Source organism: Lysobacter sp. TAB13, assembly GCF_052113885.1.
GTDB lineage: Bacteria > Pseudomonadota > Gammaproteobacteria > Xanthomonadales > Xanthomonadaceae > Lysobacter > Lysobacter gummosus.
Genome location: NZ_JBFRDR010000005.1, coordinates 218,922 through 244,624, shown reverse-complemented (window position 1 = coordinate 244,624; position 25,703 = coordinate 218,922). Strand labels below are relative to the sequence as shown.

General features: G+C 67.0%; 26 protein-coding genes. 11 read left to right on the top strand and 15 right to left on the bottom strand.

Annotation, left to right across the window (positions count from 1 at the left end):
• Positions 1-68 precede the first annotated feature (68 nt).
• Genes ppsA through AB4Y92_RS08630 form a run of 3 tightly spaced genes read left to right on the top strand, consistent with a single transcriptional unit; the run spans position 69 to position 3,820 of the window.
• Positions 69-2,447: a phosphoenolpyruvate synthase gene (gene ppsA, locus AB4Y92_RS08640; protein ID WP_441819241.1), complete on the top strand. Its 2,379-nt coding sequence runs from the start codon at positions 69-71 to the stop codon at positions 2,445-2,447.
• Positions 2,448-2,454: 7 nt separating this feature from the next.
• On the top strand, positions 2,455-3,408 hold the full coding sequence (locus AB4Y92_RS08635) for a mechanosensitive ion channel family protein (RefSeq protein ID WP_441819240.1): 954 nt from the start codon (positions 2,455-2,457) through the stop codon (positions 3,406-3,408).
• A 4-nt stretch (positions 3,409-3,412) separates the two neighbouring features.
• The gene (locus AB4Y92_RS08630) at positions 3,413-3,820 is read left to right on the top strand and encodes a DUF6508 domain-containing protein (protein WP_441819239.1); all 408 of its coding nucleotides are present in this window, start codon (positions 3,413-3,415) and stop codon (positions 3,818-3,820) included.
• Positions 3,821-3,881: 61 nt separating this feature from the next.
• On the opposite strand, the gene orn is transcribed toward AB4Y92_RS08630, so the two are convergent.
• On the bottom strand, positions 3,882-4,448 hold the full coding sequence (gene orn / locus AB4Y92_RS08625; RefSeq protein WP_441819238.1) for an oligoribonuclease: 567 nt from the start codon (positions 4,446-4,448) through the stop codon (positions 3,882-3,884).
• Positions 4,449-4,516: 68 nt separating this feature from the next.
• Between orn and AB4Y92_RS08620 the strand changes: the two genes are divergently transcribed.
• From AB4Y92_RS08620 to AB4Y92_RS08605, 4 genes are all read left to right on the top strand, one after another.
• Complete coding sequence (locus tag AB4Y92_RS08620; RefSeq protein ID WP_441819237.1) at positions 4,517-5,014, top strand: DUF2721 domain-containing protein; 498 nt, start codon at positions 4,517-4,519, stop codon at positions 5,012-5,014.
• Positions 5,015-5,122: 108 nt separating this feature from the next.
• Positions 5,123-5,608: a DUF2721 domain-containing protein gene (locus AB4Y92_RS08615; RefSeq protein WP_057943213.1), complete on the top strand. Its 486-nt coding sequence runs from the start codon at positions 5,123-5,125 to the stop codon at positions 5,606-5,608.
• Between the two features lie 654 nt (positions 5,609-6,262).
• Complete coding sequence (locus tag AB4Y92_RS08610) at positions 6,263-7,396, top strand: Cache 3/Cache 2 fusion domain-containing protein (protein WP_441819236.1); 1,134 nt, start codon at positions 6,263-6,265, stop codon at positions 7,394-7,396.
• 46 nt (positions 7,397-7,442) lie between these two features.
• Positions 7,443-8,000: a hypothetical protein gene (locus AB4Y92_RS08605; RefSeq protein WP_441819235.1), complete on the top strand. Its 558-nt coding sequence runs from the start codon at positions 7,443-7,445 to the stop codon at positions 7,998-8,000.
• Between the two features lie 460 nt (positions 8,001-8,460).
• Here AB4Y92_RS08605 and tadA read toward each other — a convergent pair whose 3' ends face one another.
• Together tadA and AB4Y92_RS08595 are read right to left on the bottom strand one after the other, a co-directional pair.
• Entirely contained in the window at positions 8,461-8,940 is a 480-nt protein-coding gene (gene tadA / locus AB4Y92_RS08600; RefSeq protein WP_441819234.1) for a tRNA adenosine(34) deaminase TadA, read from the bottom strand.
• A 115-nt stretch (positions 8,941-9,055) separates the two neighbouring features.
• Positions 9,056-9,562 carry a DUF1993 domain-containing protein gene (locus AB4Y92_RS08595; protein WP_441819233.1) on the bottom strand — a complete coding sequence of 169 codons (507 nt, stop codon included), beginning with the start codon at positions 9,560-9,562 and terminating at the stop codon, positions 9,056-9,058.
• A gap of 116 nt (positions 9,563-9,678) precedes the next feature.
• Here AB4Y92_RS08595 and AB4Y92_RS08590 point away from each other — a divergent pair, with 116 nt between their 5' ends.
• Positions 9,679-10,362 (top strand): TetR/AcrR family transcriptional regulator, encoded by a 684-nt coding sequence (locus AB4Y92_RS08590; RefSeq protein ID WP_441819232.1) that lies wholly within the window; start codon positions 9,679-9,681, stop codon positions 10,360-10,362.
• Between the two features lie 44 nt (positions 10,363-10,406).
• Here the strand turns inward: AB4Y92_RS08590 and AB4Y92_RS08585 are convergent, their stop codons facing one another.
• The 5 genes from AB4Y92_RS08585 to folD form a co-directional block, all read right to left on the bottom strand.
• On the bottom strand, positions 10,407-10,607 hold the full coding sequence (locus AB4Y92_RS08585; RefSeq protein ID WP_441819231.1) for a hypothetical protein: 201 nt from the start codon (positions 10,605-10,607) through the stop codon (positions 10,407-10,409).
• Between the two features lie 271 nt (positions 10,608-10,878).
• The gene (locus AB4Y92_RS08580; RefSeq protein ID WP_441819230.1) at positions 10,879-11,037 is read right to left on the bottom strand and encodes a hypothetical protein; all 159 of its coding nucleotides are present in this window, start codon (positions 11,035-11,037) and stop codon (positions 10,879-10,881) included.
• Between the two features lie 672 nt (positions 11,038-11,709).
• Complete coding sequence (guaA, locus tag AB4Y92_RS08575; protein ID WP_057943218.1) at positions 11,710-13,278, bottom strand: glutamine-hydrolyzing GMP synthase; 1,569 nt, start codon at positions 13,276-13,278, stop codon at positions 11,710-11,712.
• 118 nt (positions 13,279-13,396) lie between these two features.
• On the bottom strand, positions 13,397-14,854 hold the full coding sequence (guaB, locus tag AB4Y92_RS08570; protein WP_441819229.1) for an IMP dehydrogenase: 1,458 nt from the start codon (positions 14,852-14,854) through the stop codon (positions 13,397-13,399).
• 315 nt (positions 14,855-15,169) lie between these two features.
• Positions 15,170-16,048, bottom strand: a complete 879-nt coding sequence (gene folD / locus AB4Y92_RS08565) for a bifunctional methylenetetrahydrofolate dehydrogenase/methenyltetrahydrofolate cyclohydrolase FolD (RefSeq protein ID WP_057943219.1) — start codon at positions 16,046-16,048, stop codon at positions 15,170-15,172.
• Between the two features lie 104 nt (positions 16,049-16,152).
• Here folD and AB4Y92_RS08560 point away from each other — a divergent pair, with 104 nt between their 5' ends.
• Entirely contained in the window at positions 16,153-16,488 is a 336-nt protein-coding gene (locus AB4Y92_RS08560; RefSeq protein ID WP_441819228.1) for a DUF1244 domain-containing protein, read from the top strand.
• 41 nt (positions 16,489-16,529) lie between these two features.
• Here the strand turns inward: AB4Y92_RS08560 and AB4Y92_RS08555 are convergent, their stop codons facing one another.
• The gene (locus AB4Y92_RS08555) at positions 16,530-17,576 is read right to left on the bottom strand and encodes a DUF2272 domain-containing protein (protein ID WP_441819227.1); all 1,047 of its coding nucleotides are present in this window, start codon (positions 17,574-17,576) and stop codon (positions 16,530-16,532) included.
• 273 nt (positions 17,577-17,849) lie between these two features.
• Here AB4Y92_RS08555 and AB4Y92_RS08550 point away from each other — a divergent pair, with 273 nt between their 5' ends.
• Together AB4Y92_RS08550 and AB4Y92_RS08545 are read left to right on the top strand one after the other, a co-directional pair.
• Complete coding sequence (locus AB4Y92_RS08550; protein ID WP_441819226.1) at positions 17,850-18,629, top strand: alpha/beta hydrolase; 780 nt, start codon at positions 17,850-17,852, stop codon at positions 18,627-18,629.
• A gap of 109 nt (positions 18,630-18,738) precedes the next feature.
• On the top strand, positions 18,739-19,107 hold the full coding sequence (locus AB4Y92_RS08545; protein WP_235114476.1) for a RidA family protein: 369 nt from the start codon (positions 18,739-18,741) through the stop codon (positions 19,105-19,107).
• A gap of 410 nt (positions 19,108-19,517) precedes the next feature.
• Here the strand turns inward: AB4Y92_RS08545 and aroQ are convergent, their stop codons facing one another.
• From aroQ to der, 6 genes are all read right to left on the bottom strand, one after another.
• A complete protein-coding gene (aroQ, locus tag AB4Y92_RS08540; protein WP_441819225.1) occupies positions 19,518-20,057 on the bottom strand; it encodes a gamma subclass chorismate mutase AroQ in 540 nt (179 codons plus the stop codon).
• A gap of 136 nt (positions 20,058-20,193) precedes the next feature.
• On the bottom strand, positions 20,194-21,330 hold the full coding sequence (gene moeB, locus AB4Y92_RS08535; RefSeq protein WP_441819224.1) for a molybdopterin-synthase adenylyltransferase MoeB: 1,137 nt from the start codon (positions 21,328-21,330) through the stop codon (positions 20,194-20,196).
• Positions 21,331-21,483: 153 nt separating this feature from the next.
• Positions 21,484-22,704, bottom strand: coding sequence for a molybdopterin molybdotransferase MoeA (locus AB4Y92_RS08530; protein WP_441819223.1), 1,221 nt, complete (start codon positions 22,702-22,704; stop codon positions 21,484-21,486).
• Between the two features lie 49 nt (positions 22,705-22,753).
• Positions 22,754-23,344, bottom strand: coding sequence for a molybdenum cofactor guanylyltransferase (gene mobA / locus AB4Y92_RS08525; RefSeq protein WP_441819222.1), 591 nt, complete (start codon positions 23,342-23,344; stop codon positions 22,754-22,756).
• A 107-nt stretch (positions 23,345-23,451) separates the two neighbouring features.
• Complete coding sequence (locus tag AB4Y92_RS08520; RefSeq protein ID WP_441819221.1) at positions 23,452-24,012, bottom strand: NADPH-dependent FMN reductase; 561 nt, start codon at positions 24,010-24,012, stop codon at positions 23,452-23,454.
• 37 nt (positions 24,013-24,049) lie between these two features.
• On the bottom strand, positions 24,050-25,450 hold the full coding sequence (der, locus tag AB4Y92_RS08515; protein WP_441819220.1) for a ribosome biogenesis GTPase Der: 1,401 nt from the start codon (positions 25,448-25,450) through the stop codon (positions 24,050-24,052).
• Positions 25,451-25,703 lie beyond the last annotated feature (253 nt).

Sequence of the window (25,703 nt, the reverse complement as noted above, 5' to 3'; positions counted from 1 at the left end):
CACCCGGGCGATCATATCCGCTTGGCCGCGCCCGGACGCGTCCTCGCCCCCCACGGAGATAGTGTGTCTTGAACGAGAACATCCTCTGGCTGCACGCGCTGCGCCTCAACGACCTGGCCCGCGTAGGCGGCAAGAACTCCTCGCTTGGCGAGATGATCGGCAATCTGGCGAACCTGGGCGTGTCGGTCCCAGGCGGCTACGCCACCACCTCGGAGGCCTTCAAGGCCTTCATCGCCCACAACAACCTGCACCAGCGCATCTTCGACAAGCTCGCCACGCTGGACGTGGAAAACGTCCCGGCGCTGAACCAGGCCGGCGGCGAAATCCGCGGCTGGGTCATCGAGGCCCCGCTGCAGCCGGACCTGGATCAGGACATCCGCGCCGCCTACCGCAAGCTGTGCAGCGAGAACGGCGGCGGCGACGTCGCCGTCGCGGTGCGCTCCTCGGCCACCGCCGAAGACCTGCCCGACGCGTCCTTCGCCGGCCAGCAGGAAACCTTCCTGAACGTCACCGGCGAAGACGATGTCGTGCGCAAGGTGAAGGAAGTCTTCGCCAGCCTCTACAACGATCGCGCCATCGCCTATCGCGTGCACCATGGCTTCAAGCACGAAGACGTGTTCCTGTCGGCCGGCGTGCAGCTGATGGTGCGTTCCGACGTCGGCGCGTCCGGCGTGTTGTTCACCCTGGACACCGAATCGGGTTTCCGCGACGTGGTGTTCATCACCTCCAGCTACGGCCTGGGCGAGATGGTCGTGCAAGGCGCGGTCAATCCGGACGAGTTCTACGTCTACAAGCCCACCCTGGCCCAGGGCAAGCCGGCGATCCTGCGCCGCAGCGTCGGCGCCAAGCAGCTACGCATGGTGTATTCGGACAAGGCCGGCGAGCGCGTGCGCACCGAAGACACGCCGGCGGAATTGCGCTCCAAGTTCTCGATCAACGATGCCGATGTCCATGAGCTCGCCAAGCAGGCCTTGGTGATCGAAAAGCACTACGGCCGCCCGATGGACGTGGAATGGGCGAAGGACGGCGTCAGCGGCAAGCTGTTCATCGTCCAGGCGCGCCCGGAAACGGTGAAGTCGCGCGGCAAGGCTACCCAGATCGAGCGCTACCAGCTCGAAAAGCGCGGCCCGGTGGTCGCCGAAGGCCGCGCCATCGGCCAGAAGATCGGCTCGGGCGTCGCCCGCGTCGTGCGCAGCCTGGACGATATGAGCCGCGTGCAGCCCGGCGACGTGCTGGTCGCCGACATGACCGACCCGGATTGGGAGCCGGTGATGAAGCGCGCCGCGGCGATCGTGACCAACCGCGGCGGCCGCACCTGCCACGCGGCGATCATCGCGCGCGAACTCGGCGTGCCGGCGGTCGTCGGCACCGGTAACGGCCTGGACGCGATCAAGGAAGGCCAAGTCGTCACCATCAGCTGCGCCGAAGGCGATACCGGCTACATCTACGACGGCGCCCTGCCCTTCGAGCGCCACGTCGCCGATCTGGACAAGATGCCGCCGGCGCCGCTCAAGGTGATGATGAACGTCGCCAACCCCGAGCGTGCGTTCGATTTCGCGATGCTGCCCAACGCCGGCGTCGGCCTGGCACGGCTGGAGATGATCATCGCCAGCCACATCGGCATCCATCCCAAGGCGCTGCTGGAATACGCCTCGCAGGACGCGGCGACCAAGAAGAAGATCGACGAGAAGATCGCAGGTTACGGCGCCGATCCGGTGCAGTTCTACGTGGACCGTCTGGCCGAGGGCATCGCCACCATCACCGCCTCGTTCGCGCCGCATCCGGTGATCGTGCGCCTGTCGGACTTCAAGTCAAACGAATACGCCAACCTGATCGGCGGCTCGCGTTACGAGCCGCATGAAGAAAACCCGATGATCGGCTTCCGCGGCGCCAGCCGTTATGTCGATCCCTCCTTCTCCGACGCCTTCGCCCTGGAATGCCAGGCGGTGCTGAAGGTGCGCGAGGAAATGGGCCTGACCAATTGCTGGATCATGATCCCGTTCGTGCGCACGCTGGACGAAGGCCGGCGCGTGATCGAAGTGCTGGAGAAGAACGGCCTGCGCAAGGGCGAGAACGGCCTGCAGATCATCATGATGTGCGAGGTTCCGTCGAACGCGCTGCTGGCCGACGAGTTCCTGGAAATCTTCGACGGCTTCTCGATCGGCTCCAACGACCTGACCCAGCTCACCCTGGGCCTGGACCGCGACTCGGCGATCGTCGCCAAGCTGTTCGACGAACGCGACCCGGCGGTGAAGAAGCTGCTGTCGATGGCGATCTCGGCCGCGCGCGCCAAGGGCAAGTACGTCGGCATCTGCGGCCAGGGCCCCAGCGATCATCCGGATCTGGCCGAGTGGCTGATGGATCAGGGCATCGAGTCGGTGTCGCTGAATCCCGACACCGTGGTCGATACCTGGCTGCGGTTGGCCAAGGCGAAGGCCAAGGCCTGAATCGGGCATGGCGAAAAAGGACGCAGCGCAGGCCCTGGCGCCCAAGTCCCTGCTGGGACTTGAGGCCGGGTTCGACATCGACAAACTGACGGCCTGGGGCCAGACCGCCGGCCTGAAGCTGCTCAGCGCGCTGGCGATTCTGCTGATCGGCCTGTGGCTGGCCAAATGGATGTCGCGCGCGTTGGAGCGGGTCATGACCCGCGCCAACATGGAAGTCACCTTGCGTGGCTTCCTGCGCAACATCGCCTATGCGGCGATGGTGGTGATCGTGGCGGTCGCGGCCTTGCAGGCGGTCGGCGTGCCGATGACCTCGGTGCTGGCCGTGCTCGGCGCGGCCGGCCTGGCGATCGGCCTGGCGTTGAAGGACTCGCTGTCCAACATCGCCTCGGGCGTGATGCTGATCGTGCTGCGCCCGTTCCGTGCCGGCGACACCGTGCAGGCCGCGGGTGTGGAAGGCACGGTCGAGCAGATCCGGGTGTTCCAGACCCGCCTGCGCACCATCGACAACCGGGTGATCGTGCTGCCCAACAGCCTGATCACCACCGCGGCCATCATCAACTTCACCGCCAATCCCAAGCGCCGGATCGACCTGACCGTCGGCGTGGGCTACGACGACGATCTCAAGACCGCGAAGGAAACGCTGCTGGTTCTGGCGAAGACGCATGCCAATGTGCTGGCCGATCCGGCGCCGGAGGTGTTGGTCACCGCGCTCGCCGAAAGCAGCGTGAATCTGGAACTGCGCGCCTGGGTCAAGACCGCCAACCTGGTGCGCACCCGCAGCGACCTGGTCGAAGGCATCCGCAACGAGCTGATCGGCAAGGGCCTCAACATTCCGTATCCGCAGCGCGATCTGCACGTGTATCACCACGATGCGGATGGGCGGCCGATCGCGGAGTTGTTGACCAAGGCCGTGGCGGATGACGGCGACGTGCCGGCGCCGGTGGCGCCAGCGAAGAAGTAACCGCATGTCCGCCGACCTGCCCGGTCCGGCGGACTGCGCCGAGTTGCTCGCGTTCCTGCCGCGCCTGTACGAACCGGATTTCCAGGCGGTGATCGGCACGCATGTGGGCTTCGATCCCGAGGCCGACAGGTTTCGTTGGGCCGGGCCGGCCTACCACCCCGCGGTGACCGAATTCTTCCGCACCCTCGACAAGCCTTGCTGGCGGGATCACAGCTACGACCCGGAACGTTGCGGCGCATTGCTGCGCGATCCCGACGCCATCGCACGCGCCGATCTGGCCACGCTGCGCTCGCTGCTGACCGCCTGCAACCGCGCCGAACGATTCGGCGACGGCGCTTGGGGTGTTGCGGTCGATAAGGGCTATGTACGCGCGTTGTTGACGCGGTTGCAGCAACTGACGCGAGCGGCCTGACCTCGTCGCTGCAGGCCTCGCCGCAACGCCGCCTTGCAGCGAACGAGCGGCGCCGGCGCGCTTACCCCACCCCGCCCAGCTTCCCCATCGCCGCGCGGTAATGCTTGAGCTCGGCGATGGAATCCATCACGTCGCTCAGCGCGGTGTGCTTGCTTTCCTTGCTGAACCCGGCCAGCACGTCCGGCGCCCAGCGGCGCGCGAGTTCCTTGAGCGTGCTGACGTCCAGGTTGCGGTAGTGGAAGTACTTCTCCAGCCGCGGCATGCAGCGGTGCAGGAAGCGGCGGTCCTGGCAGATCGAATTGCCGCAGATCGGCGAGGTGTTGGCCGGGACCCACTGGGCCAGGAAGTCCAGCGTGCGCGTTTCGGCCTCTTCCATCGGCACGCCCTGCTCCAGCACCCGCTTCCACAGCCCGGACTTGCCGTGCTGGTTGCGATTCCATTCGTCCATCGCGCCCAGGCGCTCCAGCGGATGGGCGATGGCCAGCTCGGGGCCCTGCGCCAGCAGGTTGAGCTGCGCGTCGGTGACGACGGTGGCGATTTCCAGGATCGAATCGCGGTCGGTATCCAGGCCGGTCATCTCCAGATCGATCCAGATCAGCCGGTGCTCGTGCCCAGTCTTGTCCGTCATAGCCTCGCCGTCATGTCCATGTCGCGGCATGATAGCCCACAGCCCCCGCCCGAGCCCGCCGCACCGCAATGAACCAGAACGTCACCTTCGCCCACTACGCGATCCTGACCGCGATGCTGGCGCCCGCGTTCTTCCTGACCGCGACCGCCTCGCTGCTGCTGTCGGCCAACAACCGCCTCGCCCGGGTCATCGACCGCGCCCGGGTGTTGATCAAGGAACTGGCCGAGGCCGACGACCCGGAGGAGCGCGACCTGATCGAGCGCCACATCCTGCGGCAGAAGAAACGCAGCCGCATCATCCTGCGCGGCAGCCAGTTGCTCTACACCGCGATCAGCTTCTTCGTCTGCACCAGTCTGACGGTGGCCGGCGACGCGGTGCTGGGTTACCGGCTCGGCGTCATCCCGACCGTGCTGGCCGCGTTCGGCGTGCTGTCGATGTTCGCCGCCAGCCTGCTGCTGGCGCGCGAGTCCTCGCTCGCGGTGGAGGCGGTCAACGAGGAAATGGATCACGGCCATATCAGCGCGATGAAACGCTGGGCCAAGCCGCCCCAGGAAAAGCACGACTGAAACTGCGAGCGCGGCAACCCGGGCCACGCTGACCCGCATGCTTTGCCGCATCATCGAACGTGGAAGCGCCGCCGGCGAAAGCGCGCCGCAACGAAGACGGAGCCCGTCATGGCCGACCTGGTCCAATTGAATTCGCACTACACCGTGGTCTCGGCGATGATCACGCCGGCGTTTTTCCTGACCGCGACCGCATCGCTGCTGGTGTCGTCCAACAACCGCCTGGCGCGCGTGGTCGATCGCATGCGCCAGCAACTGGCGACGCTGGAAGACACCGTGGACGATCACGCCCGCCAGTTTCTCGAAGCGCGCATCATCCTGCACCGGCGGCGGGTGCGCCTGATTCTGACCTGCCTGCAATTGCTGTACGGCGCGATGACCGCCTTCGTCGCCACCAGCCTGTCGATCGGCATCGACCAGTTCACCGACTACCGCATCACCGGCGTGCCGACCGCGCTGGCCATGTGCGGCGTGCTGCTGGTATTGGCCGCCTGCATCAACATGGGCCGCGAGGCGCGCATGAGCGTGAGCATGCTGGATGCCGAAGTGAAACGGGAATTCGATCGCGACAACGGTCGCAAGAAAAAATCCGACTGATCGCGATTACCGCGCTACCGGCGCGGTATATCCGCGAACGCGAACACCGCCCATGAGGCGCAACCGCGAACCGCATCCGGTGCGCGGCATTCGCGCGCAGAGCCGAATGGTTTCGTGAACCGCGGCGCCAGCGCGCGGCGAATCCGCCCTAAGTCCTACTACTTTCGTACTAATCCGAATCCGCGTTCGACAGCTTGGCGACAGCTCGTGATGAGACGCCTGTCCGATCTTGCATTTTTGTCACAACACCGGATAACGCAAGCCACTACGATTGCGCCACGGACCGTGACGAAACCTTTGCGCCGCGCCGCTCCGGGCTCATCGCCCGAATATCGCGCCCAATAAAATAAGCCATAACAACCCTTACCGCGTCACGTAATAACTGGCACTTCGAATACATCACCATTCACTACGAGATACATTCCCACCCCTATCAGCCGCCCAACTGATCGCTTGCGAGATCGAGAAATCCAGCTGATTTGCGCACAGTAAAAGGCTGCGACCACCGGATCGATAAGTTATCGTACCGCCACAAGTCGCATTCGCTTAAGCATGACGGGAAGGAAGCCACTGCGTCCGCATCACCGGCGCAGACGTGCTCATGCGGCGACGCCTTGATTACATTTTCTATTAATTGCGTTCGGGGAGAATGCGATGCTTCGTCACTCGTTGCGGGTGCGCCTGCTGCTGCCGGTGTTGGCCCTGGTCCTGGTCGTGGTCGCCGCGCTCACGATCATCCTGGCCGTCACCGAAGCCAACCGCGTGCGCGCCAATGCCGGCCGCGTGATCGACGGCCAGACCGTCGCGCTGCAGAGCCTGTTCGCGGTCACCCGCTCGGTCATGCTCGACCGCGTACACAGTTCGATGCGCCTGCTGCGCCATGAGGCCGATCGCGTCGGCACCACCAGCGTCGGCCCGCAGATCCGGATCGACGGGCGCCTGACCAACGACCTGTTCTTCGGCGGCGTGCCGCAGGCGAACAACTACACCTTGGTCGATTCGGTCACCTCCATCGCCGAAGGCACGGCCACCATTTTCTCGCGCGCCGGCGACGACTTCGTGCGCATCGCCACCAACGTCAAGAAAGAAGACGGCAGCCGCGCCGTCGGCACCGTGCTCGACCCGCAGGGCCAGGCGATCGCGCAGATCCGCAAGGCGCAGAGTTTCTACGGCGTGGTGGACATCCTCGGCAATCCGTACGTGACCGGCTATGAGCCGATTTTCGCCGGCCTGGACGATCAGCACCCGGTCGGCATCTGGTACGTCGGCTACAAGACCGACCTGCAGGCCCTGAACCAGGTGGTCAGCGACAGCCACGTGCTCGAGTCCGGCTTCATCGCCGTGTTCGACGGCAAGGACAAGCTGCGCTTCCAGTCCAAGACCGGCGCCACCATCGATCCGAAGGAAGTCGAGCGGGTCGTGCGCGACATGCCGCAGGACTGGGTGGTTACCCAGCAGGAAGTCCCCGGCTGGGGCTTCAACCTGGTCACGGCCTATCCCAAGAGCGACGTCAACCGGGTGATCCTGCGGCAGTCGCTGTGGATCGGCGGCATCGGCCTGATGGTCTGCGCGCTGCTGCTGGGCCTGCAATGGAGCCTGATCATGAATCGCGTGCTGCGCCCGATCCAGCGCCTGACCGCGGTGGCCGAGGAGCTCAGCGTCGGCAAGTGGAATCACACCATTGTCGAGGCCGACCTCAAGGACGAAATCGGCAAGCTGGCCCGTGCGATCTCACGTCTGTCCTACAGTGTCCGGGTAGCGATGGAACGGCTCAGCAAGCAACGCTGAGCCGCAGTATTCCGACCAGGCGCGGCGACGCGAGGTAGACCTCTTCATGTCCAACGATTTCCGACCGCTGATCGAGGTCCTGCGCGAGCTGAGGACGTTGGTGCAAAAACGCGCCTCCGGCTTTTTGTTCATCGTCACCGAGGAAAACCACTCCTGCATCATCCGCTTGAACGGCGGACAGGTGCAGGAAGTGCTGTTCCGCATGATGCGCAACGACGAGGCGGTGCAGCGCCTGGCGATGGTCGCCTCGGCCAAGCTGCGCTTCCAGTCCGGCGACTCGCCGGCCTCGGCCAAGGCGGCCTTGAGCGAGAGCTCGATGCAATGGCTGCTGGGCGGCTTCGAACAAGACCTGGCGGCGCGGCGCCTGCCGACGCCCACGCCGGCGGCATCGCCGGTGCGGGTGGACCGGCGTGTGCGCGATGCGATCGAGCAGGCGGCGGTGAACTATCTGGGGCCGATCGCGGGGATGCTGTGCGACGAGGCGTTCGAAACGCTCAGCACGCCGCAGCAGGTGATCGCGCAGTTGGCGACGAATCTGAATTCGCCGGAAGAGGCGCGGCGTTTTATTGAGGATGCGCGCAAGGCGCTCGACGCGTTGCGTTGAGTTTCCACGGGTGGTGACATCTGACTTGCGTCGAGACTCGGCGGCGTGAGCGTGTTCGAAGTTTCCACGTCGAGTGTCGAGCATCAGCTTTTGCTCGTCATTCCCGCGAACGCGGGAATCCAGGGGCTTTCGTGCGAGAACGTTTGAAGTCGCTGGATTCCCGCGTTCGCGGGAATGACGGTCTGGAAGAATGGCGCTGAAGCCCCTGGATTCCCGCCTTCGCGGGAATGACGGTTTGGGGGAATGGCGCTGAAGTCCCTGGATTCCCGCGTTCGCGGGAATGACGGTCTGGAAGGATGACGCTGAAGTCTCCGGATTCTCGCGTTCGCGGGAATGACGGTCTGGAGGGATGGTGCTGAAGTCTCTGGACGCTTGGCTCCGCCGAAGTAAAGCGGAGCCCGCCTTCGCGGGAATGACGGACCTGTTTTTTCGAGATTTTCGAACAAACTCCAGCTCTGAATTACCCCGGCTTGCCCCGCTTGCGCCGGAAATAAGCCGTCAGCCGCGCCCCCGCCTCTTCGCCCAGCACCCCACCCAACACCGTCACACGATGGTTATGCCGCGGATCGGTCAACAGATCGAACACACTGCCGGCGGCGCCGGTCTTGGGATCGCGGGCGCCGAACACCACGCGCGCGACGCGCGCATGCACTACCGCCATCGCGCACATCGCGCACGGCTCCAGGGTCACGTACAGGGTCGTGCCGAGCAGGCGGTGATTGCCCAGGCGCTGCCCGCCTTCGCGCAAGGCCACGATTTCGGCGTGGGCGCTGGGATCAAAGCTGCCGATGTTCTGGTTCCAGCCCTCGCCCAGCAGCTCGCCGGCGGCCGATACCAGCAGCGCGCCGACTGGAATCTCGTCGTGCTCGCGCTCGGCGCGCTCGGCCAGATCCAGCGCGCGGCGCATCCAGTATTCGTCGATGTCGGCTTGTTCGCTCACGGGCGTCGCGCGGGTCCGGCCGCGGCGAAGGCACGGCGTCGGACGCGATTATCGTCCACTGGCCCGGCGCGCGCATCCGCAGCGCGCGGCTGCGGTGCGCGGGGCCGGCGCGGACTCAGAAGCCGCGCAGGTAGTCCATCTTGCCCAGCGGCACGCCCTGGTTGCGCAGGATTCCGTAGGCGGTGGTCAGGTGGAAGTAGAAGTTCGGCAGGACGAAGCCGCGCAGGTAGTCGCGCGCGGTGAACGTGAGTTCGCGGCCGCCTGGGCGGATCACGATCTCGCGCTCTTCGTCGCCTTCCATGCTCTCCGGCGACACGCTGCGCAGGAAATCCTGCGTCTTGAGGATGCGCGAACGCAGTTCGTCCACGCTGGTTTCGGTGTCGGGAAAGCTCGGCGGCGTAATCGCGGCCAGGCGCGCGGCGCCGAACTTGGCCGCGTCGCTGGCCGATTGCACCTGCCCGATCAGCGTGTACATGTCCGGCGCCAGGCGGCCGGCGATCAGCACCGAATGGTCCAGGCCTTGTTCGTCGGCGTAGGCCACGCCTTTGTCGAGCAGATGGGACAGCACGTCCAGGCCGCGGCTGAAGGCCGGGACGGAGACGTCGTAGAGCGAAAGGCTCATGGGGAATCCTGTTTTCGTGGCGGGGAAACAGAAGGACGCGGCCGGTCGAGGCAGCGCGGACCGGCGCCGGCGGCGCTGGCCGAGCGCGAGTCTGAGCGCTTGCCCGGAGCCGGTCAATGAATTTATTATCGATCGCTATGGAAATAGGCGTTGCGAATCCGGAAGCCGCCGGCGGCGAAGACGCGCCCGCGAAAAAGCCCTCGCGGCCACGCGGGCGGCCGCGCGCGTTCGACCGCGAGCAGGCGCTGGAAACGGCCATGCAGCTGTTCTGGCGCCAGGGCTTCGAGGCCACGTCCTTGAACGACCTGACCGCGGCGATGGGCATCGCCCCGCCCAGCCTGTACGCCGCCTTCGGCAGCAAGGAGCAGTTGTTCCGCGAGGCGATCGGGCGCTATCTGCAGCAGTTCCGCTGCAACCACGCTGCCACTCTGCAAGCGCCGGAAGTGACCGCGCGCGAGGCGTTCGAGCGTTTGTTCGCAGCCATCGCGAACGGATTCAGCGGCTGCGGACAACCTTCGGGCTGCATGCTGATCGCCGCCGATGTCGGCGGCGGCAACGCGGCCGCGCATCTGCGCGAGGAATTGAGCGCGCACCGTTTGTCGATCGAAGCCGGCTTTCGCGCCCGCATCGAACGCGGCCAGCGCGAAGGCGATGTCGATGCCGGCGCCGATGCGGCCGCGTTGGCGAAATTCCTCGCCACGGTGGTGCAAGGCCTGTCGATCCAGGCGCGCGACGGCGCCAGCGCGGCGCAACTGCACGAAGTCTTGCGCACCGCCTTGCAGGTCTGGCCCGGGCGCTGACGCTGGCGGCGCGTGCGGCGCAGGCCTGTCCCGCGGTGGCGCTGTCAGCGCTGCAGATAACGCGGCGCCGCCGCCCCCGCGCCGCGCACGACGGCCTTGTCGCGCGGCGCCACCGCCACGCAGACGATGTCCGGCGGGGTCGCCATGGCACGCGGACGCGCGGCCGGCTCATTGCGCGACGCGGCTATCGCCAGCAGATGCGGCAGAGCCAGCAGGGCCGCGGCTACCGGCAGAGTTCTCGACATGGCATTGCTCCTGGTCGATGTCGGACGGCGCAAATTCCGCTTGCGCATCGCGCGGATTCGGCCGCCCTTGTCTGAGACGACGAATCGGGACGGCGCGAATCGACAAGACGGCGACGGCCGCGACGAAGATCGCCGCCGGGCGTCGCGAAGGCCGGCGGCGGGCCGGCTTGAGATCAGGCTACGGGGTGTTGCGGACAGAATCGGTCCTAATTGGGGACCGGTAGATGCGCCGGGAGAAGAGGCGGTCGCCCGCCCCTTCCCCGCTGCCGGCTCAGCAGTCCGGCGAGCAGATGGCCCAGCAACGCGAATCCGGATCGTCCGGATTGCAACTGCTGCAGCACGGCCGCGCGAACGCGGTAAGACTGATGCCCAGGCCGATCGCGAACGCGCAGCACGCCATCAGCAGCTTGATACGGGGCTTCCTATTCATCGTCCTCTCCATTGATGAGGGACAACCGGGAGCGTCCTTTCCCGGCCGTCTCGAACGCCGGCGGCGGACGCCGTCCAGCGCGATTCGCCGCGACTCCGTCCGCGGCTCGTGTTGCTTGTGCGATGCGGCGCGACCGGCGATTGCCGGCGTTCGCGAACGCGAACGTCGCCGTTGGGATTCGGGGTTGCGAACAGAGCGATGCGCGCGGTTGGCGCCAAGCCGGAAACGATCGCGGCACGGGCGCGGCGACGGCCGCGGCGCGACGGCCGGCGGGCCGACGGGCCGACGGCGGAAACAGGCTGACGATGACGAGCTCGTCCATCCCTTTCGAACATCCTTGTACCGGTGGCGACGGTTTTCGGTGCGCGGGGGTAAACGAACCCTAGTCGCCGGATGCGGGCGAAAACGCGTTAGCTATCACACATCCGGCGTCCGTCGCCTCAGTGCGAAGCCGATCGCCTGCTCAACGCTGCGGCAGCGTGCGCCATCGCGGTGGCGATCGCGGATTGCGATGCGCTCGCTCTATCAGCGGCCACGCGTCTTCGGGCCGCGACATCGACAGCGCGACATGCCGGCAGATTTCAATTCACATCCCCACAAACGCAAACCGCCTGCGCACCAAATGCGCAGGCGGTCGGTATCGCTTCGCTCAACGCGCCGCGCGCGCTTGCCTCATTCCCACTCGATCGTAGCCGGCGGCTTGCCGCTGATGTCGTAGACCACGCGCGAAACCCCGCGCAGTTCGTTGATGATGCGGTTGGACACCGTGCCGAGGAACTCGTACGGCAGATGCGCCCAATGCGCGGTCATGAAGTCGATGGTTTCCACCGCGCGCAACGCGATCACCCACTCGTAGGCGCGCGCGTCGCCGACCACGCCGACCGACTTGACCGGCAGGAACACCGCGAAGGCCTGACTGGTCTTGTCGTACAGGCCGGCCTTGCGCAGTTCGTCGATGTAGATGTGATCGGCCTGGGCCAGCAGTTGCGCGTATTCGCGCTTGACCTCGCCGAGGATGCGCACGCCCAGGCCCGGGCCCGGGAACGGATGGCGGTAGACCATCTCGCGCGGCAGGCCGAGCTCGACACCCAGGCGCCGCACTTCGTCCTTGAACAACTCGCGCAGGGGCTCGACCAGGCCGAGCTTCATGTGCTCGGGCAGGCCGCCGACGTTGTGGTGGCTCTTGATGACGTGCGCCTTGCCGGTCTTGCTGCCGGCCGACTCGATCACGTCCGGGTAGATCGTGCCCTGCGCCAGCCACTTGGCGTTGGCGAGCTTCTGCGATTCCTCGTCGAAGATTTCGACGAACAGGTTGCCGATGATCTTGCGCTTGGCTTCCGGATCGCTGACGCCGGCGAGCTTTTCGAAGTAGCGGTCGGCGGCGTTGACGCGCACGACCTTGACGCCCATGTGCTCGGCGAACATCGCCATCACCTGGTCGCCTTCGTTATAGCGCAACAGGCCGGTGTCGACGAACACGCAGGTCAGCTGATCGCCGATCGCCTTGTGCAGGAGCGCTGCGACCACCGAGGAATCGACGCCACCGGACAGGCCGAGGATCACTTCGTCGCTGCCGACCTGCTCGCGCACGCGCGCGATTTGGTCGTCGATGATGTGCGCGGCGGTCCACAGCGTCTGGCAGCCGCAGATATCGACCACGAAGCGGCGCAGCAGGGTCTGGCCCTGCTTGGTGTGGGTGACTTCCGGATGGAACTGCACGCCGTACCAGCCGCGCGCGTCGTTGGCGAAGGCGGCGACCGGGATGCGGTCGGTCTTGGCGGTGACGACGAAACCCTCCGGCGCCTTCGACACGTGGTCGCCATGGCTCATCCACACGTCCAGGCGCGGCGGCGAGCCGGGGTGATCCTTCAAGCCGTCGAACAGGCGGTCGTGCGCTACCAGCGACACTTCGGCGTGGCCGAACTCGCGCTGATCCGCCGCTTCGGTCTCGCCGCCGAGCTGCTTGGCCATGGTCTGCATGCCGTAGCAGATGCCCAGGATCGGCAGGCCGGCGTCGAACACCTGCTGCGGCGCGCGCGGCGAGCCGTGCTCGGTGGTCGATTCCGGACCGCCCGACAGGATGATGCCCTTGGCGCCGTAGGCGGCGATTTCCGCCGGATCGTGGTCCCAGGCCCAGATTTCGCAATACACACCGAGTTCGCGGATACGCCGCGCGATCAACTGCGTGTACTGCGCACCGAAGTCGAGGATCAGGATCTTGTCGCTATGGATGTCGGTCATGGGGGCCGGGATTGGGGATTCGGAATTCGAGATTCGGTAAAGGCGGAACGCCGGGATTCGGGACGGGTTCGGCTTTGCCGAATCCCGAATCCCAAATCACGAATCCCGCGCGCCGGCGTTAGCCGGCGCGATAGTTCGGCGGTTCTTTCGTGATCTGCACATCGTGCACATGGCTTTCGCGCGAGCCGGCGTTGGTGATGCGCACGAAGCTGGGCTTCTTGCGCATGTCCTCGATGGTCGCGCAGCCCACGTAGCCCATGGTGGCGCGCAGGCCGCCGGCGAGCTGGTGGACCACGCCGCTGAGCGAGCCGCGATACGGCACGCGGCCTTCGATGCCCTCGGGCACCAGCTTGTCGGCGTCGGAAGCGTCCTGGAAATAACGGTCCTTGGAGCCCTGCTCCATCGCGCCGATGCTGCCCATGCCGCGATAGCTCTTGTAGCTGCGGCCCTGGAACAGTTCGATTTCGCCCGGCGCTTCCTCGGTGCCGGCGAACAGGCCGCCGACCATGACCGTGGACGCGCCGGCGACCAGCGCCTTGCCGATATCGCCCGAATAGCGGATGCCGCCGTCTGCGATCAGCGGGATGCGATCCTGCAGCGCCTCGGCCACCATCGCCACCGCCGTCACCTGCGGCACGCCGACGCCGGCGACCACGCGGGTGGTGCAGATCGAACCCGGGCCGACGCCGACCTTGACCGCATCGGCGCCGTGATCCATCAGCGCCAACGCCGCTTCGCCGGTGACGATGTTGCCGCCGATCACCTGCAATTGCGGGAAGCGCGTCTTGACCCACTTCACCCGGTCGAGCACGCCCTGCGAATGGCCGTGCGCGGTATCGACCACGATCACGTCCACGCCGGCCGCGGCGAGCGCTTCCACGCGCGCCTCGGTGTCGCCGCCGACGCCGACCGCGGCGCCGACCAGCAAGCGCTCGGCGCTGTCCTTGGCGGCGTTGGGGTTGTCGGATTTCTTCTGGATGTCCTTGACCGTGATCAGGCCGCGCAGCTCGAAGCCGTCGTTGACCACCAGGATCTTTTCGATGCGGTGCTTGTGCAGCAGCTGCACGACTTCATCGTCGCTGGCGCCTTCGCGCACGGTGACCAGGCGATCGCGCTTGGTCATGATGTGGCGGACCGGATCGTCGAGCTTGGTCTCAAAGCGCATGTCGCGGCTGGTGACGATGCCGACCAGCTGGCCGCCATCGACCACCGGCACGCCGGAGATGTTGCGCGCGCGGGTGAGCTTGAGCACTTCGCCGATGGTCGTTTCCGGCCCCACCGTGAACGGTTCGCGGATCACCCCGGCCTCGAATTTCTTGACCTTGGCGACCTGCGCGGCCTGGGCTTCCAGGCTCATGTTCTTGTGCAGGATGCTGATGCCGCCGAGCTGGGCCAGCGCGATGGCGAGGCGGGCTTCGCTGACGGTGTCCATCGCGGCCGACAGGATCGGCAGGCGGATCGACAGGTCGCGGGTCAGGCGGGTGGAGAGGTTTACGTCCTTAGGCAGGACGATCGAATGCGCGGGGACGAGAGAGACATCGTCGTAAGTAAGCGCTTCAGCCTGGATGCGCAGCATGGGCGGGCCCGGGAGGATGAAGCGCGCCATTCTAACCCGAACCCGGGGTCCGGCGCTGGGGTTGCGGACGGAAAGGGGCGTTCTGTTTGCGGCTTTTCGCAGGGTATTAAGCCGGGCTTTGGGATAACCGACCCCGCGGTTTTTTATGCTCGTCATTCCCGCGAACGCGGGAATCCAGGGCCTTTCGTGCGAGAACGCTTGAAGTCCTGCCGGACGCGGGTCGGGAAAGTGCCGGCTAAAGTCACTGGATTCCCGCGTTCGCGGGAATGACGAGCCAAGAAGCGACGCGCGACCGTGGCCGCCTGCTCCAGCCCCTCAGCCCCGATCCGCCGCCTCGGCCGCTTCCAGCGTGTTCTGCATCAAGGTCGCGACCGTCATCGGCCCGACCCCGCCCGGCACCGGGGTGATCCAGCTGGCGCGCTGGGCCGCGGCTTCGAAACCGATGTCGCCGACCAGACGGCCGTCGTCCAGGCGGTTGATGCCGACGTCGATCACCACCGCCCCCGGCTTGACCCATTCGCCCGGGATCAGGCCCGGGCGGCCGGCCGCCACCACCAGGATGTCGGCGCCGCGCACCGAGGCTTCCAGCACCGCCGGCGGGGTGAATTTGTGGCAGCTGGTGACCGTGCAGCCGGCGATCATCAGCTCCAGCGCCATCGGCCGGCCGACGTGGTTGCTGACACCGACGATGGTCGCGCTCTGCCCGCGCACCGGCCGGTCGGTGTAGCCCAGCAGCATGGTGATGCCGCGCGGCGTGCACGGGCGCAGGCCGAACTGGCGCAGCACCAGATGGCCGACGTTTTCCGGATGGAAGCCGTCCACGTCCTTCTTCGGGTCGATGCGGTGGATCAGCGCGGTCGCGTCGCGCCGGTCCGGCAGCGGCAACTGCACCAGGATGCCGTGGACATCGGGATCGGCGTTGAGCCGGTCGATCAGGGCCAGCAGTTCATCGTTGCCGGTGTCGGCCGGCAGGTCGTAGTCGATCGCGCGGATGCCGATCTTCTGCGCGGCGCGGCGCTTGTTGCGCACGTACACGGCCGAGGCCGGATCGGCGCCGACCAGCACCACCGCCAGCCCGGGCCGCGACAGGCCGGCGGCGACGCGCGCGTCGATCTGGGCCTTGAGGTTGTCGAGCAGGTCCTCGGCGATGCGCTTGCCGTCGAGAATGCGGGCCGGGTGCGATGCGGGCGTCATGCGGGGTCGAAGGCTCTGCGGTAAAGTCGTGGCCGCGCATTATCCCCCATTCGTTCGCGCGATTTTCGCCGATCCCGCCCCCTAATCGCATCGCGAGCCCCGTCATGAGCCTTCCCGACCCGACTTCGGACCACGCCCCGGCCGATCACGAAACCATCGCCGTGCAGGCCGCCGCGTTCCGCCGCCTGCTCGCGCACCTGATGCACGAGCGCAGCGACGTGCAGAACATCGACCTGATGATCCTGGCCGGCTTCTGCCGCAACTGCCTGGCCGACTGGTACCGCGAAGCGGCGCAGGCGCGCGGCATCGGCATGAGCAAGGACGAGGCGCGCGAAGCCGTCTACGGCATGCCGTTCGGCGAATGGAAGGCCCAGTTCCAGAAGGACGCGACGCCGGAGCAGTTGGCGGCGTTCGAGGCGGCGCAGAAACACCACGGCTGAGCGGCCGCCCGATCATCGCGGCGCGACCGCGAAGGCCACGATCAGTCCTGCGTCTGCGGTTTTATCCCCGGCGCATTCGGATTCGGACAACGCGGCACGTTCGACCCCAGCACGCACTGCACGCAGCAACCCGACGGCTGCGCCGAGGCCGGCGCCTGCTGCGGCGCGAACAACGGCGTCGGCGGCGCCAGCTGGGCCAGCGTGGCCTCGGGCTTGAGCTTCAGCAACACCGCCCAGTCGAGTTTGTTCATGTCGCAGGCGGCGACGGTGTCGGGCGAGCACTCGACCTGGGTCTCGCTGCGCAGCGGCAGCGGCCAGAACTGGTTGTTGCGGTTGACCGCCATCAGCCGCATCGTCGCACCCTGCTGGACGTTGCCGCCGATCAGATACGCCTTGCCGTCGTTGTTGGGATTGACCCCGACCACGATGTCGCAATGCATGTTGAGCCCGCCGTTGCCGCCGTCGAGCGCGGCGATCAGCCCCTGGTAGCCGTATACGCGGTTGCTGGAGCGCACCGCGCACAACAGATCGCCGGGCGCGGCGGTCGAACTGGCCGGGTCCAGGTACAGGAACGGGCTCTGGTCCTGCGCCCGGTAGGCGTCGCGCACGTAGTCGTAATGGCTGGCCGAAGGCCGGAAGCCGCGCACGCCGGCCTTCATCATCACGTAGGACACGAACGCGGCCGACCACGGGTTGTCGATCAGGAACGCGCGGCAGGCTACGGTGGAATAACCGCTGCCGTAGGGATCGAAGCACTGCTCGGCGCCGGCGAAGCCGCCCATGCGCTGCAGCAGGCCGGTGTCGCGCCAATAGCTGGCGGTGCGGCGCCAGGTTTCGGTGGCGCCGTCTTCCAGGCGCGAGGTTTCCGCTTCGCTCACGCTGGCGCTGGCCAGGCGGCCCTGCGTGTCGATGAAGGGCCGGAACCACTGCAGGTTTTCCAGGCAGGCCGCGGCGGCGATGCGGGTCGCGGTATCGGCCGCCCCGCCCTGCGCCCGCAGCGCCGGACAGGGGTCGGCGGCGCGGGCGGCGCCGGACGGCGCGCACAACGCGGCCAGGATCAGCAAAGCGAGGGCGAACTTGTGCGACATCGGCGATCTCCGCAGGGCGATGCGTCCGCGACATCGGCGAACGCAGGGTTGCTGGCACGACTGGATGAGCCCGCCTGCGGCCAGCCTAGCCATTGTCCGTGCAAGTCGCGTGATCGTGTCGCGCTGTCATGCAAACGCTGCGCTGGCGGGCATCGTCGCGGCGGGTTATCGTCGCGGTAATCGCACACCGCGCCGGCGGCCGTCTGCGGCCGCAGACCGCGCGTCCTCCGCATCGCTAGGAAGGCTTCCGCATCGATGGCACGTAATCCCCGAATGCTTCAATCGTTGGCTGCATTGGCCGGCGTCGCCGCCGCCGGATATCTGAGCATCTGCGGCTGGATGTACTTCAAGCAACGCGAGCTCATGTATTTCCCCCAGGGCACGCGCCTGGGCGTGGACATGACCGACTACACCATCGCGCGCGGCGACATCGTCCTGCGCGGCTGGCGCCTCAACGCCGGGCGCGAGAAGGCCCTGATCTATTTCGGCGGCAACGCCGAGCGCATCGAGAACATGCGCGAGACCCTGGCGCAGTGGTTTCCCGATCGCACCATCTACCTGCTGTCGTACCGCGGCTTCGGCGCCAGCGACGGCGCGCCGGAGGAAGCGGCGCTGGTCGCCGACGGACTGGCGATCTTCGACCAGGTCGCGCGCGAGCATCCCGGCCAGCCGATCGCGGTGATCGGCCGCAGCCTGGGCAGCGGCGTGGCCAGTTTCGTGGCCGGCAAGCGTCCGGTTCAGCGGCTGGCGCTGGTGACCCCGTTCGACAGCCTCAGCGAAACCGCGCAGGCGCATTACCGCTGGCTGCCCACGCGCTGGCTGGTGCGTGACCGCTACGACTCCGTCGCCAATCTGCGCGGCTATTTCGGCCCGATCCTGGTCGTGCGCGCGACCGCCGACGACGTGATCCCGCCGGCCAACACCACCCGTCTGATCCATTCGCTGCAGACCCGTCCGCAAGGCGTTGACGTGGTCCAGCTGAAAGGCGCGGACCATCACAACATCGCTCTGTATCCGGAGTACGGTCAGGCATTGAAGGAGTTCATCGACTGAGCGAAACGGCGAGCGCGAGCCCTCGACAGCCATGGCCGGGACAGTGCCCGGCCGCGCTTTCGCCCTCGCCGCTCACTTTCCAACGCGGTACAACCACGAAGGCGCAATCATGGAACGCAACGCGATCCAGCCCACCGAAGTTTCGTATGCCCAAGCGCACGAGATCAGCGGTTTCCAGCGCTTGTTGTTCATCAGCGGCCAATTGCCGCAATGCGAGAAATGCGTCCTGCCGAAGGACTTCGACGGCCAATGCCGGCGCGCCTGGGCCAACGTCGAGCAGCAGCTCAAGCAGGCCGGCATGGACTTCAGCAATCTGGTCAAGGTCACGACCTACCTCACCGAGCGCCGCCTGCGCCAGCGCAACTACGAAATCCGCCATGAAATCCTCGGCAAGCACACGCCGGCGCTGACAGTGATCATCGCCGAGTTGTACGAGGAAGGCTGGATGATCGAGATCGAGGCGGTGGCGGCGGCCTGATTCGGGATTCGGGATTCGGGATTCGGGATTCGGGATTCGGGATTCGGGATTCGGGATTCGGGATTCGGGATTCGGGATTCGGGATTCGGGATTCGGGATTCGGGAGTCGGGAGTCGGGAGTCGGGAGTCGGAGTTTCGAGAGTTTGCAGTCTGGAATTCGATGACGATCCGCAAGCTCAGGTCGCGTTACCAGGCGCGACCTGGCAACCCCGGGCGCGAACTTGCGAAGTCTATTGTGGGAGGGGCTTCAGCCCCGATGGTTCGATCAGATTGCACTGATCCAAGGCGACTGACCGAAAAGCATCGGGGCTGAAGCCCCTCCCACAACAGACCTCGCGATTCGATCGCGCTTTAATTGAATCGGCTTATGCGCTTGCGGGAGCGATGGGGCAATCCCACCACCGCCGAGTTCAAGGCATCGCGCACAAATCGCCGAACGCGCGCGTCAACGCGATGCGGTGCAGATCGTCGAGCCGATGCCGCCGCGCCGCTTGCCGCTGCGCTTCATCAGCACGCACGACGCAACCTTCTTCTTTCGCTTCCGCCAAGGCCGGCGCCAGCGCGTCCAGCAACTCCGCATTGATCCCATCCAGCCGCTGCCGCACCGGCCCCAGATCGATCGCCGCGGCCGGCTTGCGCGACGGCTGCGCCAGCAAACGGTACTGCACCAACTTGTTCGCCTCGATCTGCGCCTTGAAGAACGCCGTGGCCTGTTCGCGCGCCAAACCTCGCGCGGCGGCCTGCGCGCCGAGTTGTTCCAGTTGCGACTGCTCACGCGCCGCATCCTCGACCGGCTTGCCCGACTGACGCTTGCTCGCCGCGACCGTATCGGCCAGCAGCACGCGCTGCGCGCTGAGTTCGGCCAGACGCGTCATCGCGCTCGGCGCTTCGACGGCCTCGCTGCGGAACGCGTACAAACTCAACGCGAACAACCCGGCGACGGCGAGCACGAACGACGTTCGCTCACGTCGGCCAGCGAAGCGATTCCCGTCAATCACGCTCGCATCGCTACGGCCCGCGCCGGCATCTCCAATCGAAGGTTTCGCCATCATCCGATCTCTCTCGTGTTACGCGAACCCGCAGCCATCACTGCGCCGCGCAGAACGCCTGATAGTCGATATACCCCGGAAACTCGCGCCCAGCCGCGCACAGCGGGCACTCCGGGTCCGGCCGCAGCCGGGTCTCGCGGAATCGCATGCCCAGCGCGTCGAAGTGCAGCAAGCGCCCGGCCAGCGATTCGCCCAGGCCCAGGATCAGCTTGATCACCTCGGTCGCCTGGATCAGCCCGACCACGCCCGGCAGCACCCCAAGCACGCCGGCCTCGGCGCAATTGGGCGCGGCTTCCGGCGGCGGCGGTTCCGGAAACAGGCAGCGGTAACACGGACATACGCCGCGATGGCGACCGGCGTCGAACACGCTGACCTGGCCCTCGAAGCGATGGATCGCGCCGTACACCAGCGGCTTGCTGAGCTTCACGCAGGCATCGTTGAGCAGATAGCGCACCGGGAAATTGTCCGCGCCGTCGAAGACCACGTCGGCCGCGCCGATCAGGCGCTCGACATTGTCCGAGCCGATGCGCTCGGCGAAGGTCTCGACCTTCACCCGCGGATTGAGCGCCGCCAGCGCGATCCGCGCCGATTCGACCTTGGACACGCCGATGCGGGCCTCGGTGTGCAGGATCTGCCGCTGCAGGTTGCTGCGATCGACCACGTCGTCGTCGGCCAGCACCAGTGTGCCGATGCCGGCCGCGGCCAGATAAAACGCGGCCGGCGAGCCCAGACCGCCGGCGCCGACCATCGCCACGCGCGCGGCCTGCAGCTTGCGCTGGCCGGCTTCGCCGACCTCGGGCAGGCGCAGATGGCGCGAATAGCGGTCGTGGAAGTCGCGTTCGTCCTCGGACTGTTGCGGCACCGTCATCGGCAGGCCTTCGGCGAGCCAGCGCGTGGTGCCGCCTTCGACCGAGGCCACGCGGGCATAGCCGGCGTCGAGCAGGGTCTGCGCGGCGCGCAGCGAACGCGCGCCGGATTGGCAGATCAGGAGGATGTCGGCTTCGTGGTCGGGCAGGCTCGCGTGCGGGTCGGCTTCCAGGACGTCCTTGGCGATGCCCCGCGCGTGTTCGGCGTGGCCGGCGGCGCGCTCGTGCGCTTCGCGCACATCGATCAGGATCGCGCCGGCCTGTTGCCGCCGGCGCGCCTGCGCCGGGGAAATGGATTCGATGCTCATGCGGGGATTATCGCCTGTGGCGGGAGCGGCGGCGGGCATGGGGCGCGATGCTGTGTTGCGTTGGGGCGCGCGACGCCCCTCATCCCCCGGCCCGAACGCATAGCGTTCGGGCGTTCGGTGCCGCGCGAGCCAGTGGCTCGCAAACGCGGCACCTCACCCAAGCGCATAAGGCAACACATCCATCACCGTCCCCTCGCCCAGGCGCTGCGGCCCTTCCGGCACCACCATCAGCGCATCCGAATCGGCCGCCGCGCGCAGCCGGTGCGAGCCGGTCGCCGGATTCGGGTCCACCCGCAGCACGCCGTCGTCGTCGCTGAGCAGGCGCGCGCGGATGAACTCGCGGCGCGGATGGGTCTTCTCGATCGACCCGACCAGCCGCGCGCGCAATACCGTGCGCGGCTCGGCGCGGCCCTGCAGACCGTCGATCAAGGCGCGGCCGAAACTCAGGTAAGTCGCCATCACCGACACCGGATTGCCCGGCAGGCCGAGCATGCGCGCCTGATCCATGCTGGCGAACAACAGCGGCATGCCCGGGCGCATCTTCACTTTCCAAAAATGGATGCGGCCGAATTCGCGCAGCACCGCCGGGATATGGTCTTTTTCGCCGGCCGAGACCGCGCCGCAGGTGAACACCAGATCGAAGGCGCAGGCCGCGTCGCGCAGCGCGATCTCGACTTGTTTGGCGTCGTCGGGCAGACGCGGCCACGCGGTCGGCTCCAGGCCGTCGGCGCGCAGCAGGCCCATCAGCAGATCGCGATTGCTGTCGTAGATCTGCCCCGGCGCCAGCGGCATGCCCGGTTCGACCAGTTCATCGCCGCTGGTGAATACCGCCACCGTCGGCCGCCGCCGCACGCTCAGCGAGGCCAGTCCCATCGACGCGGCCAGCGATACGCGTGCCGGCGTCAGCACCTGCCCGGCGCGCAGCACGCGCTCGCCCTCGCCCACGTCCTCGCCGGCGTAACGCACGTTCTGGCCGCGCGCCAGCGCAGGCACGATCACCCGGTCGCCGTCGATGCGCACGTTTTCCTTGATCGCGACGGTGTCGGCGCCGGCCGGCATCGGCGCGCCGGTGGTGATGCGCACGCATTGGCCGGCGCCCAGGCTCAGGCCCGCGGCGACGCCGGCGAACTGTTCGCCGATCAGGTTCAACGCGGTGTGCTCGCCGTCCAGATCGGCCTGGCGCAGGGCGAAGCCGTCCATGGCGCTGTTGTCGAACGGCGGCAGCGACAGCGGCGCGTCCACGTCCTGGGCCAGCACGCGGCCGTGGCAGCGCGGCAAGGACAGGGTTTCGGCGTTGAGCCGGTGCTCGGCGGCGACTTGCGCGAGGATCGTCATCGCCTCGTCGAACAACAGGCCGGTCGGGAAATCGGTCATGGGCGTATCGCTCTGCGGTCGCGCGGCGCGCAACGGGTGAATGTGGGCGTCACGGATCCGGATCGGCGATGAAGCCGGCCGCGGCCAGATCCTCGGGCGTGTTGAGATTGCCGAAGCGTAGGCCATCCAGGCGCAGCGCGGTCATGCCGAGTGCGGCCTGCAGCGCGCGCACCGCCAGTGCGCGGCGTTGCAGCGCTTCGGCGAGCGCCGCTCGCAGCGGTTCGACCGGCCACAGCGCGAACAGCGGCTGCACGCCGTCGTCGTCGATCGCGTAGGCGCCCTGCCCGGCCTGCGTGGCGATCAGCGCCGGCAGCAGGTTTTCGTCCAGGTTCACCGCGTCCACCGGCAGCGTGAATAACCAGGGCGTGGCGCAGGCCGAGGCCAGGGCGTGGAGTCCGCCGAGCGGGCCTAAATCGGGCGTAGCGTCACCGATGGCGCGCAGACCGTTGGCGGCATAGCGCTGCGGATCGCGATTGGCGCTGACCAGGACCTGCGCGACCCGCGGCGCATAGGCGCGCGCCAGACGCAGCACCTGCGCTTCGCCGTCGCGCCGTAGCCAGGCCTTGTCGATGCCGCCCAGCCGCGACGCGCGGCCGCCGGCTAACAGGCCCAGACACAGATCGGCGCGAGGGATGAGCATGAGGGGCGAACGGCTCTGCTAAGCGGATTCGCCGGCATTGTGCCTCGCTGGCGCGCAAGCCGGCACCTCGTATGCGATCGCTCCCGCCGCATGCGCCAGAACGTGCTTCAGCGCGCGCTTTCCCCCAGTGCACGCTGAAGCCGCTGCGCAGCGCGCACATGCGCGAGGATCTCGCGCCATGCAGCATCCAGCGCGCTGGCGAAGGCCGGCGCGCCGGCGATCTGATCCGAAGCCACGCCCGAACCGATCACCGGGATGCGCACGCAGGCGTCGTCGATCAGATCGGCCGACATCGTGCGCAGGGTTTCCTTGAGCGCCTCGTCAGCGTGATACGACTGGAATGCGGGATTGAACAGCGCCACCGGTTTGTAGGCGAACGGCGGATGGCCGACCAACCAGTCCAGCGCGTTTTTGATCGTGCCGGTCGGGCCGTGCGCATATTCGGGACTGACGATCACGATCGCGTCGGCCGCGGTGACCGCATCCCACAGCGCCACGACGACGTCGGGCGCCTGAGTTTCCAGGTCGGGATTGAACAAAGGTAACTGGCCTTCGCGTTCGAACAGGGCCAGCGAGGCCCCGTCCGGAGCCGACGCGGCCGCGGCGCGCAACAAACCCGCGCTGTAGGACCGCGCGCGCAGACTGCCACACAGGCCCAGCAGTTTCATGACGACGCGGACGCGCCCGATACGATGCGCACCGGGTTTACTTGCCGCGCTTCACATGCCGGATCAAACGCTTCTTCTTAGCCACCTGGCGCTCGGTCAGCACGTTCTTCTTGCCTTCGTACGGATTGGTGCTGTCCTTGAACACGAACCGCACCGGCGTTCCGACCAGCTTGAAACGCTTGCGGAAGAAGTTCTCCAGATAGCGCTTGTAGCTGTCGGCGAGCGTGCGCAGACGGGTGCCGTGGACGACGAAGGTCGGCGGATTCAATCCGGCCGGATGGGCGAAACGCAGCTTGGCCACGTGTCCGCGCACCACCGGCGGCGGATTGGTTTCGTAGGCGACTTCCATCGCCTTGGTCACTTCGCTGGTGCCGATTTCGGTGGTGGCCGAGGCGTGCGCGCGATGGATCGCGGCGAACAACTCGCGCAGGCCCGAACCGTGCTTGGCGCTGATGCGTATCTTCTCGGCCCATTCGACGAAGGCGAGTTTGCGCATCAGCAGGTTTTCGGTCTGCTGGCGCTGGTACTCGGTCTGCCCGTCCCACTTGTTCACCGCGACCACCAGCGCGCGGCCGGAGTCGAGCGCGTAGCCGAGCACGCTGGCGTCCTGATCGGTCACGCCTTCGCCGGCGTCGAGCATGACCACCGCGACCTGGCAGTTCTCGATCGCCTGCAAGGTCTTGATGATCGAGAACTTCTCGACCGCTTCCTCGACCTTGGACTTACGCCGCACGCCGGCGGTATCGACCAGCCGGTACAGGCGGCCGTCGCGCTCCATGTCCACCGCGACCGAATCGCGGGTGGTGCCCGGCACTTCGGAGGCGATCATGCGTTCTTCGCCGAGCAGGCGGTTGACCAGGGTCGATTTGCCCACGTTCGGGCGGCCGATGAAGGCCACGCGGATGCGGTTGGGATCGTTGTCGAGTTCGGCGGTGACGCCGGCCTCGGGCAGGCGCGCGAACACTTCCGCGAGCAGTTCGTCGATGCCCTGGCGATGCGCCGAGGACACGCCGATCGCGTCGCGGATGCCGTAGCGGGCGAAGTCATTGATCGCCGCGCGCACATCGAGGCCGTCGGTCTTGTTGACCACCAGCAAAGTCGGCCGCGCGGTCTTGCGCAGCCAGGCCAGGATTTCGTCGTCCAGGGCCGAGGCGCCTTCGCGGCCATCGACCACGAACAGGACCAGATCGGCTTCCTCCGCCGCGGCGCGGGCCTGGCGCGCGGTGGCGCCGGCCAGGCCTTCATCGATGCCGGCGATGCCGCCGGTATCGACGACCGCGAACGGGCGCTGGCCTTCGGGCCGGCACACGCCGTAGTGGCGATCGCGGGTGACCCCGGGCTCGTCGTGGACGAGCGCGTCGCGGGTACGCGTGAGGGCATTGAACAGGGTGGATTTTCCGACGTTGGGACGGCCAACGAGGGCGACTAGGGGCAGCATGTGTTTGAAGCCGGGAATGGAGAATGGGGAATCGGGAATGGAAGGTGCGCGGCTGCGGGCAGCGGCGTCGGCCTTCGGATCCCGACGGAACTAATTCATGTAGAGCGGGTTTGCGGAGCAGACCATGGCCGAACCGCCGTCATGCCGCCGGATCGGCGGGAATCCGGTGGCCATGAAACCGGTTCTGCGAGGCCGGCCGTCATGAAACAGGCCGCCATAGTGCCAGAGCGGGCGCGAAGACGCTTTCGCGCGC

Coding starts and splice junctions, on each gene's coding strand:
- AB4Y92_RS08635 (WP_441819240.1), top strand. CDS start 2,455: ATGGCGAAAAAGGACGCAGCGCAGGCCCTGGCGCCCAAGTCCCTGCTG.
- AB4Y92_RS08630 (WP_441819239.1), top strand. CDS start 3,413: ATGTCCGCCGACCTGCCCGGTCCGGCGGACTGCGCCGAGTTGCTCGCG.
- orn (WP_441819238.1), bottom strand. CDS start 4,448: ATGACGGACAAGACTGGGCACGAGCACCGGCTGATCTGGATCGATCTG.
- AB4Y92_RS08620 (WP_441819237.1), top strand. CDS start 4,517: ATGAACCAGAACGTCACCTTCGCCCACTACGCGATCCTGACCGCGATG.
- AB4Y92_RS08615 (WP_057943213.1), top strand. CDS start 5,123: ATGGCCGACCTGGTCCAATTGAATTCGCACTACACCGTGGTCTCGGCG.
- AB4Y92_RS08610 (WP_441819236.1), top strand. CDS start 6,263: ATGCTTCGTCACTCGTTGCGGGTGCGCCTGCTGCTGCCGGTGTTGGCC.
- AB4Y92_RS08605 (WP_441819235.1), top strand. CDS start 7,443: ATGTCCAACGATTTCCGACCGCTGATCGAGGTCCTGCGCGAGCTGAGG.
- AB4Y92_RS08595 (WP_441819233.1), bottom strand. CDS start 9,562: ATGAGCCTTTCGCTCTACGACGTCTCCGTCCCGGCCTTCAGCCGCGGC.
- AB4Y92_RS08590 (WP_441819232.1), top strand. CDS start 9,679: ATGAATTTATTATCGATCGCTATGGAAATAGGCGTTGCGAATCCGGAA.
- AB4Y92_RS08585 (WP_441819231.1), bottom strand. CDS start 10,607: ATGTCGAGAACTCTGCCGGTAGCCGCGGCCCTGCTGGCTCTGCCGCAT.
- AB4Y92_RS08580 (WP_441819230.1), bottom strand. CDS start 11,037: ATGAATAGGAAGCCCCGTATCAAGCTGCTGATGGCGTGCTGCGCGTTC.
- guaA (WP_057943218.1), bottom strand. CDS start 13,278: ATGACCGACATCCATAGCGACAAGATCCTGATCCTCGACTTCGGTGCG.
- guaB (WP_441819229.1), bottom strand. CDS start 14,854: ATGCTGCGCATCCAGGCTGAAGCGCTTACTTACGACGATGTCTCTCTC.
- folD (WP_057943219.1), bottom strand. CDS start 16,048: ATGACGCCCGCATCGCACCCGGCCCGCATTCTCGACGGCAAGCGCATC.
- AB4Y92_RS08560 (WP_441819228.1), top strand. CDS start 16,153: ATGAGCCTTCCCGACCCGACTTCGGACCACGCCCCGGCCGATCACGAA.
- AB4Y92_RS08555 (WP_441819227.1), bottom strand. CDS start 17,576: ATGTCGCACAAGTTCGCCCTCGCTTTGCTGATCCTGGCCGCGTTGTGC.
- AB4Y92_RS08550 (WP_441819226.1), top strand. CDS start 17,850: ATGCTTCAATCGTTGGCTGCATTGGCCGGCGTCGCCGCCGCCGGATAT.
- AB4Y92_RS08545 (WP_235114476.1), top strand. CDS start 18,739: ATGGAACGCAACGCGATCCAGCCCACCGAAGTTTCGTATGCCCAAGCG.
- moeB (WP_441819224.1), bottom strand. CDS start 21,330: ATGAGCATCGAATCCATTTCCCCGGCGCAGGCGCGCCGGCGGCAACAG.
- AB4Y92_RS08530 (WP_441819223.1), bottom strand. CDS start 22,704: ATGACCGATTTCCCGACCGGCCTGTTGTTCGACGAGGCGATGACGATC.
- mobA (WP_441819222.1), bottom strand. CDS start 23,344: ATGCTCATCCCTCGCGCCGATCTGTGTCTGGGCCTGTTAGCCGGCGGC.
- AB4Y92_RS08520 (WP_441819221.1), bottom strand. CDS start 24,012: ATGAAACTGCTGGGCCTGTGTGGCAGTCTGCGCGCGCGGTCCTACAGC.
- der (WP_441819220.1), bottom strand. CDS start 25,450: ATGCTGCCCCTAGTCGCCCTCGTTGGCCGTCCCAACGTCGGAAAATCC.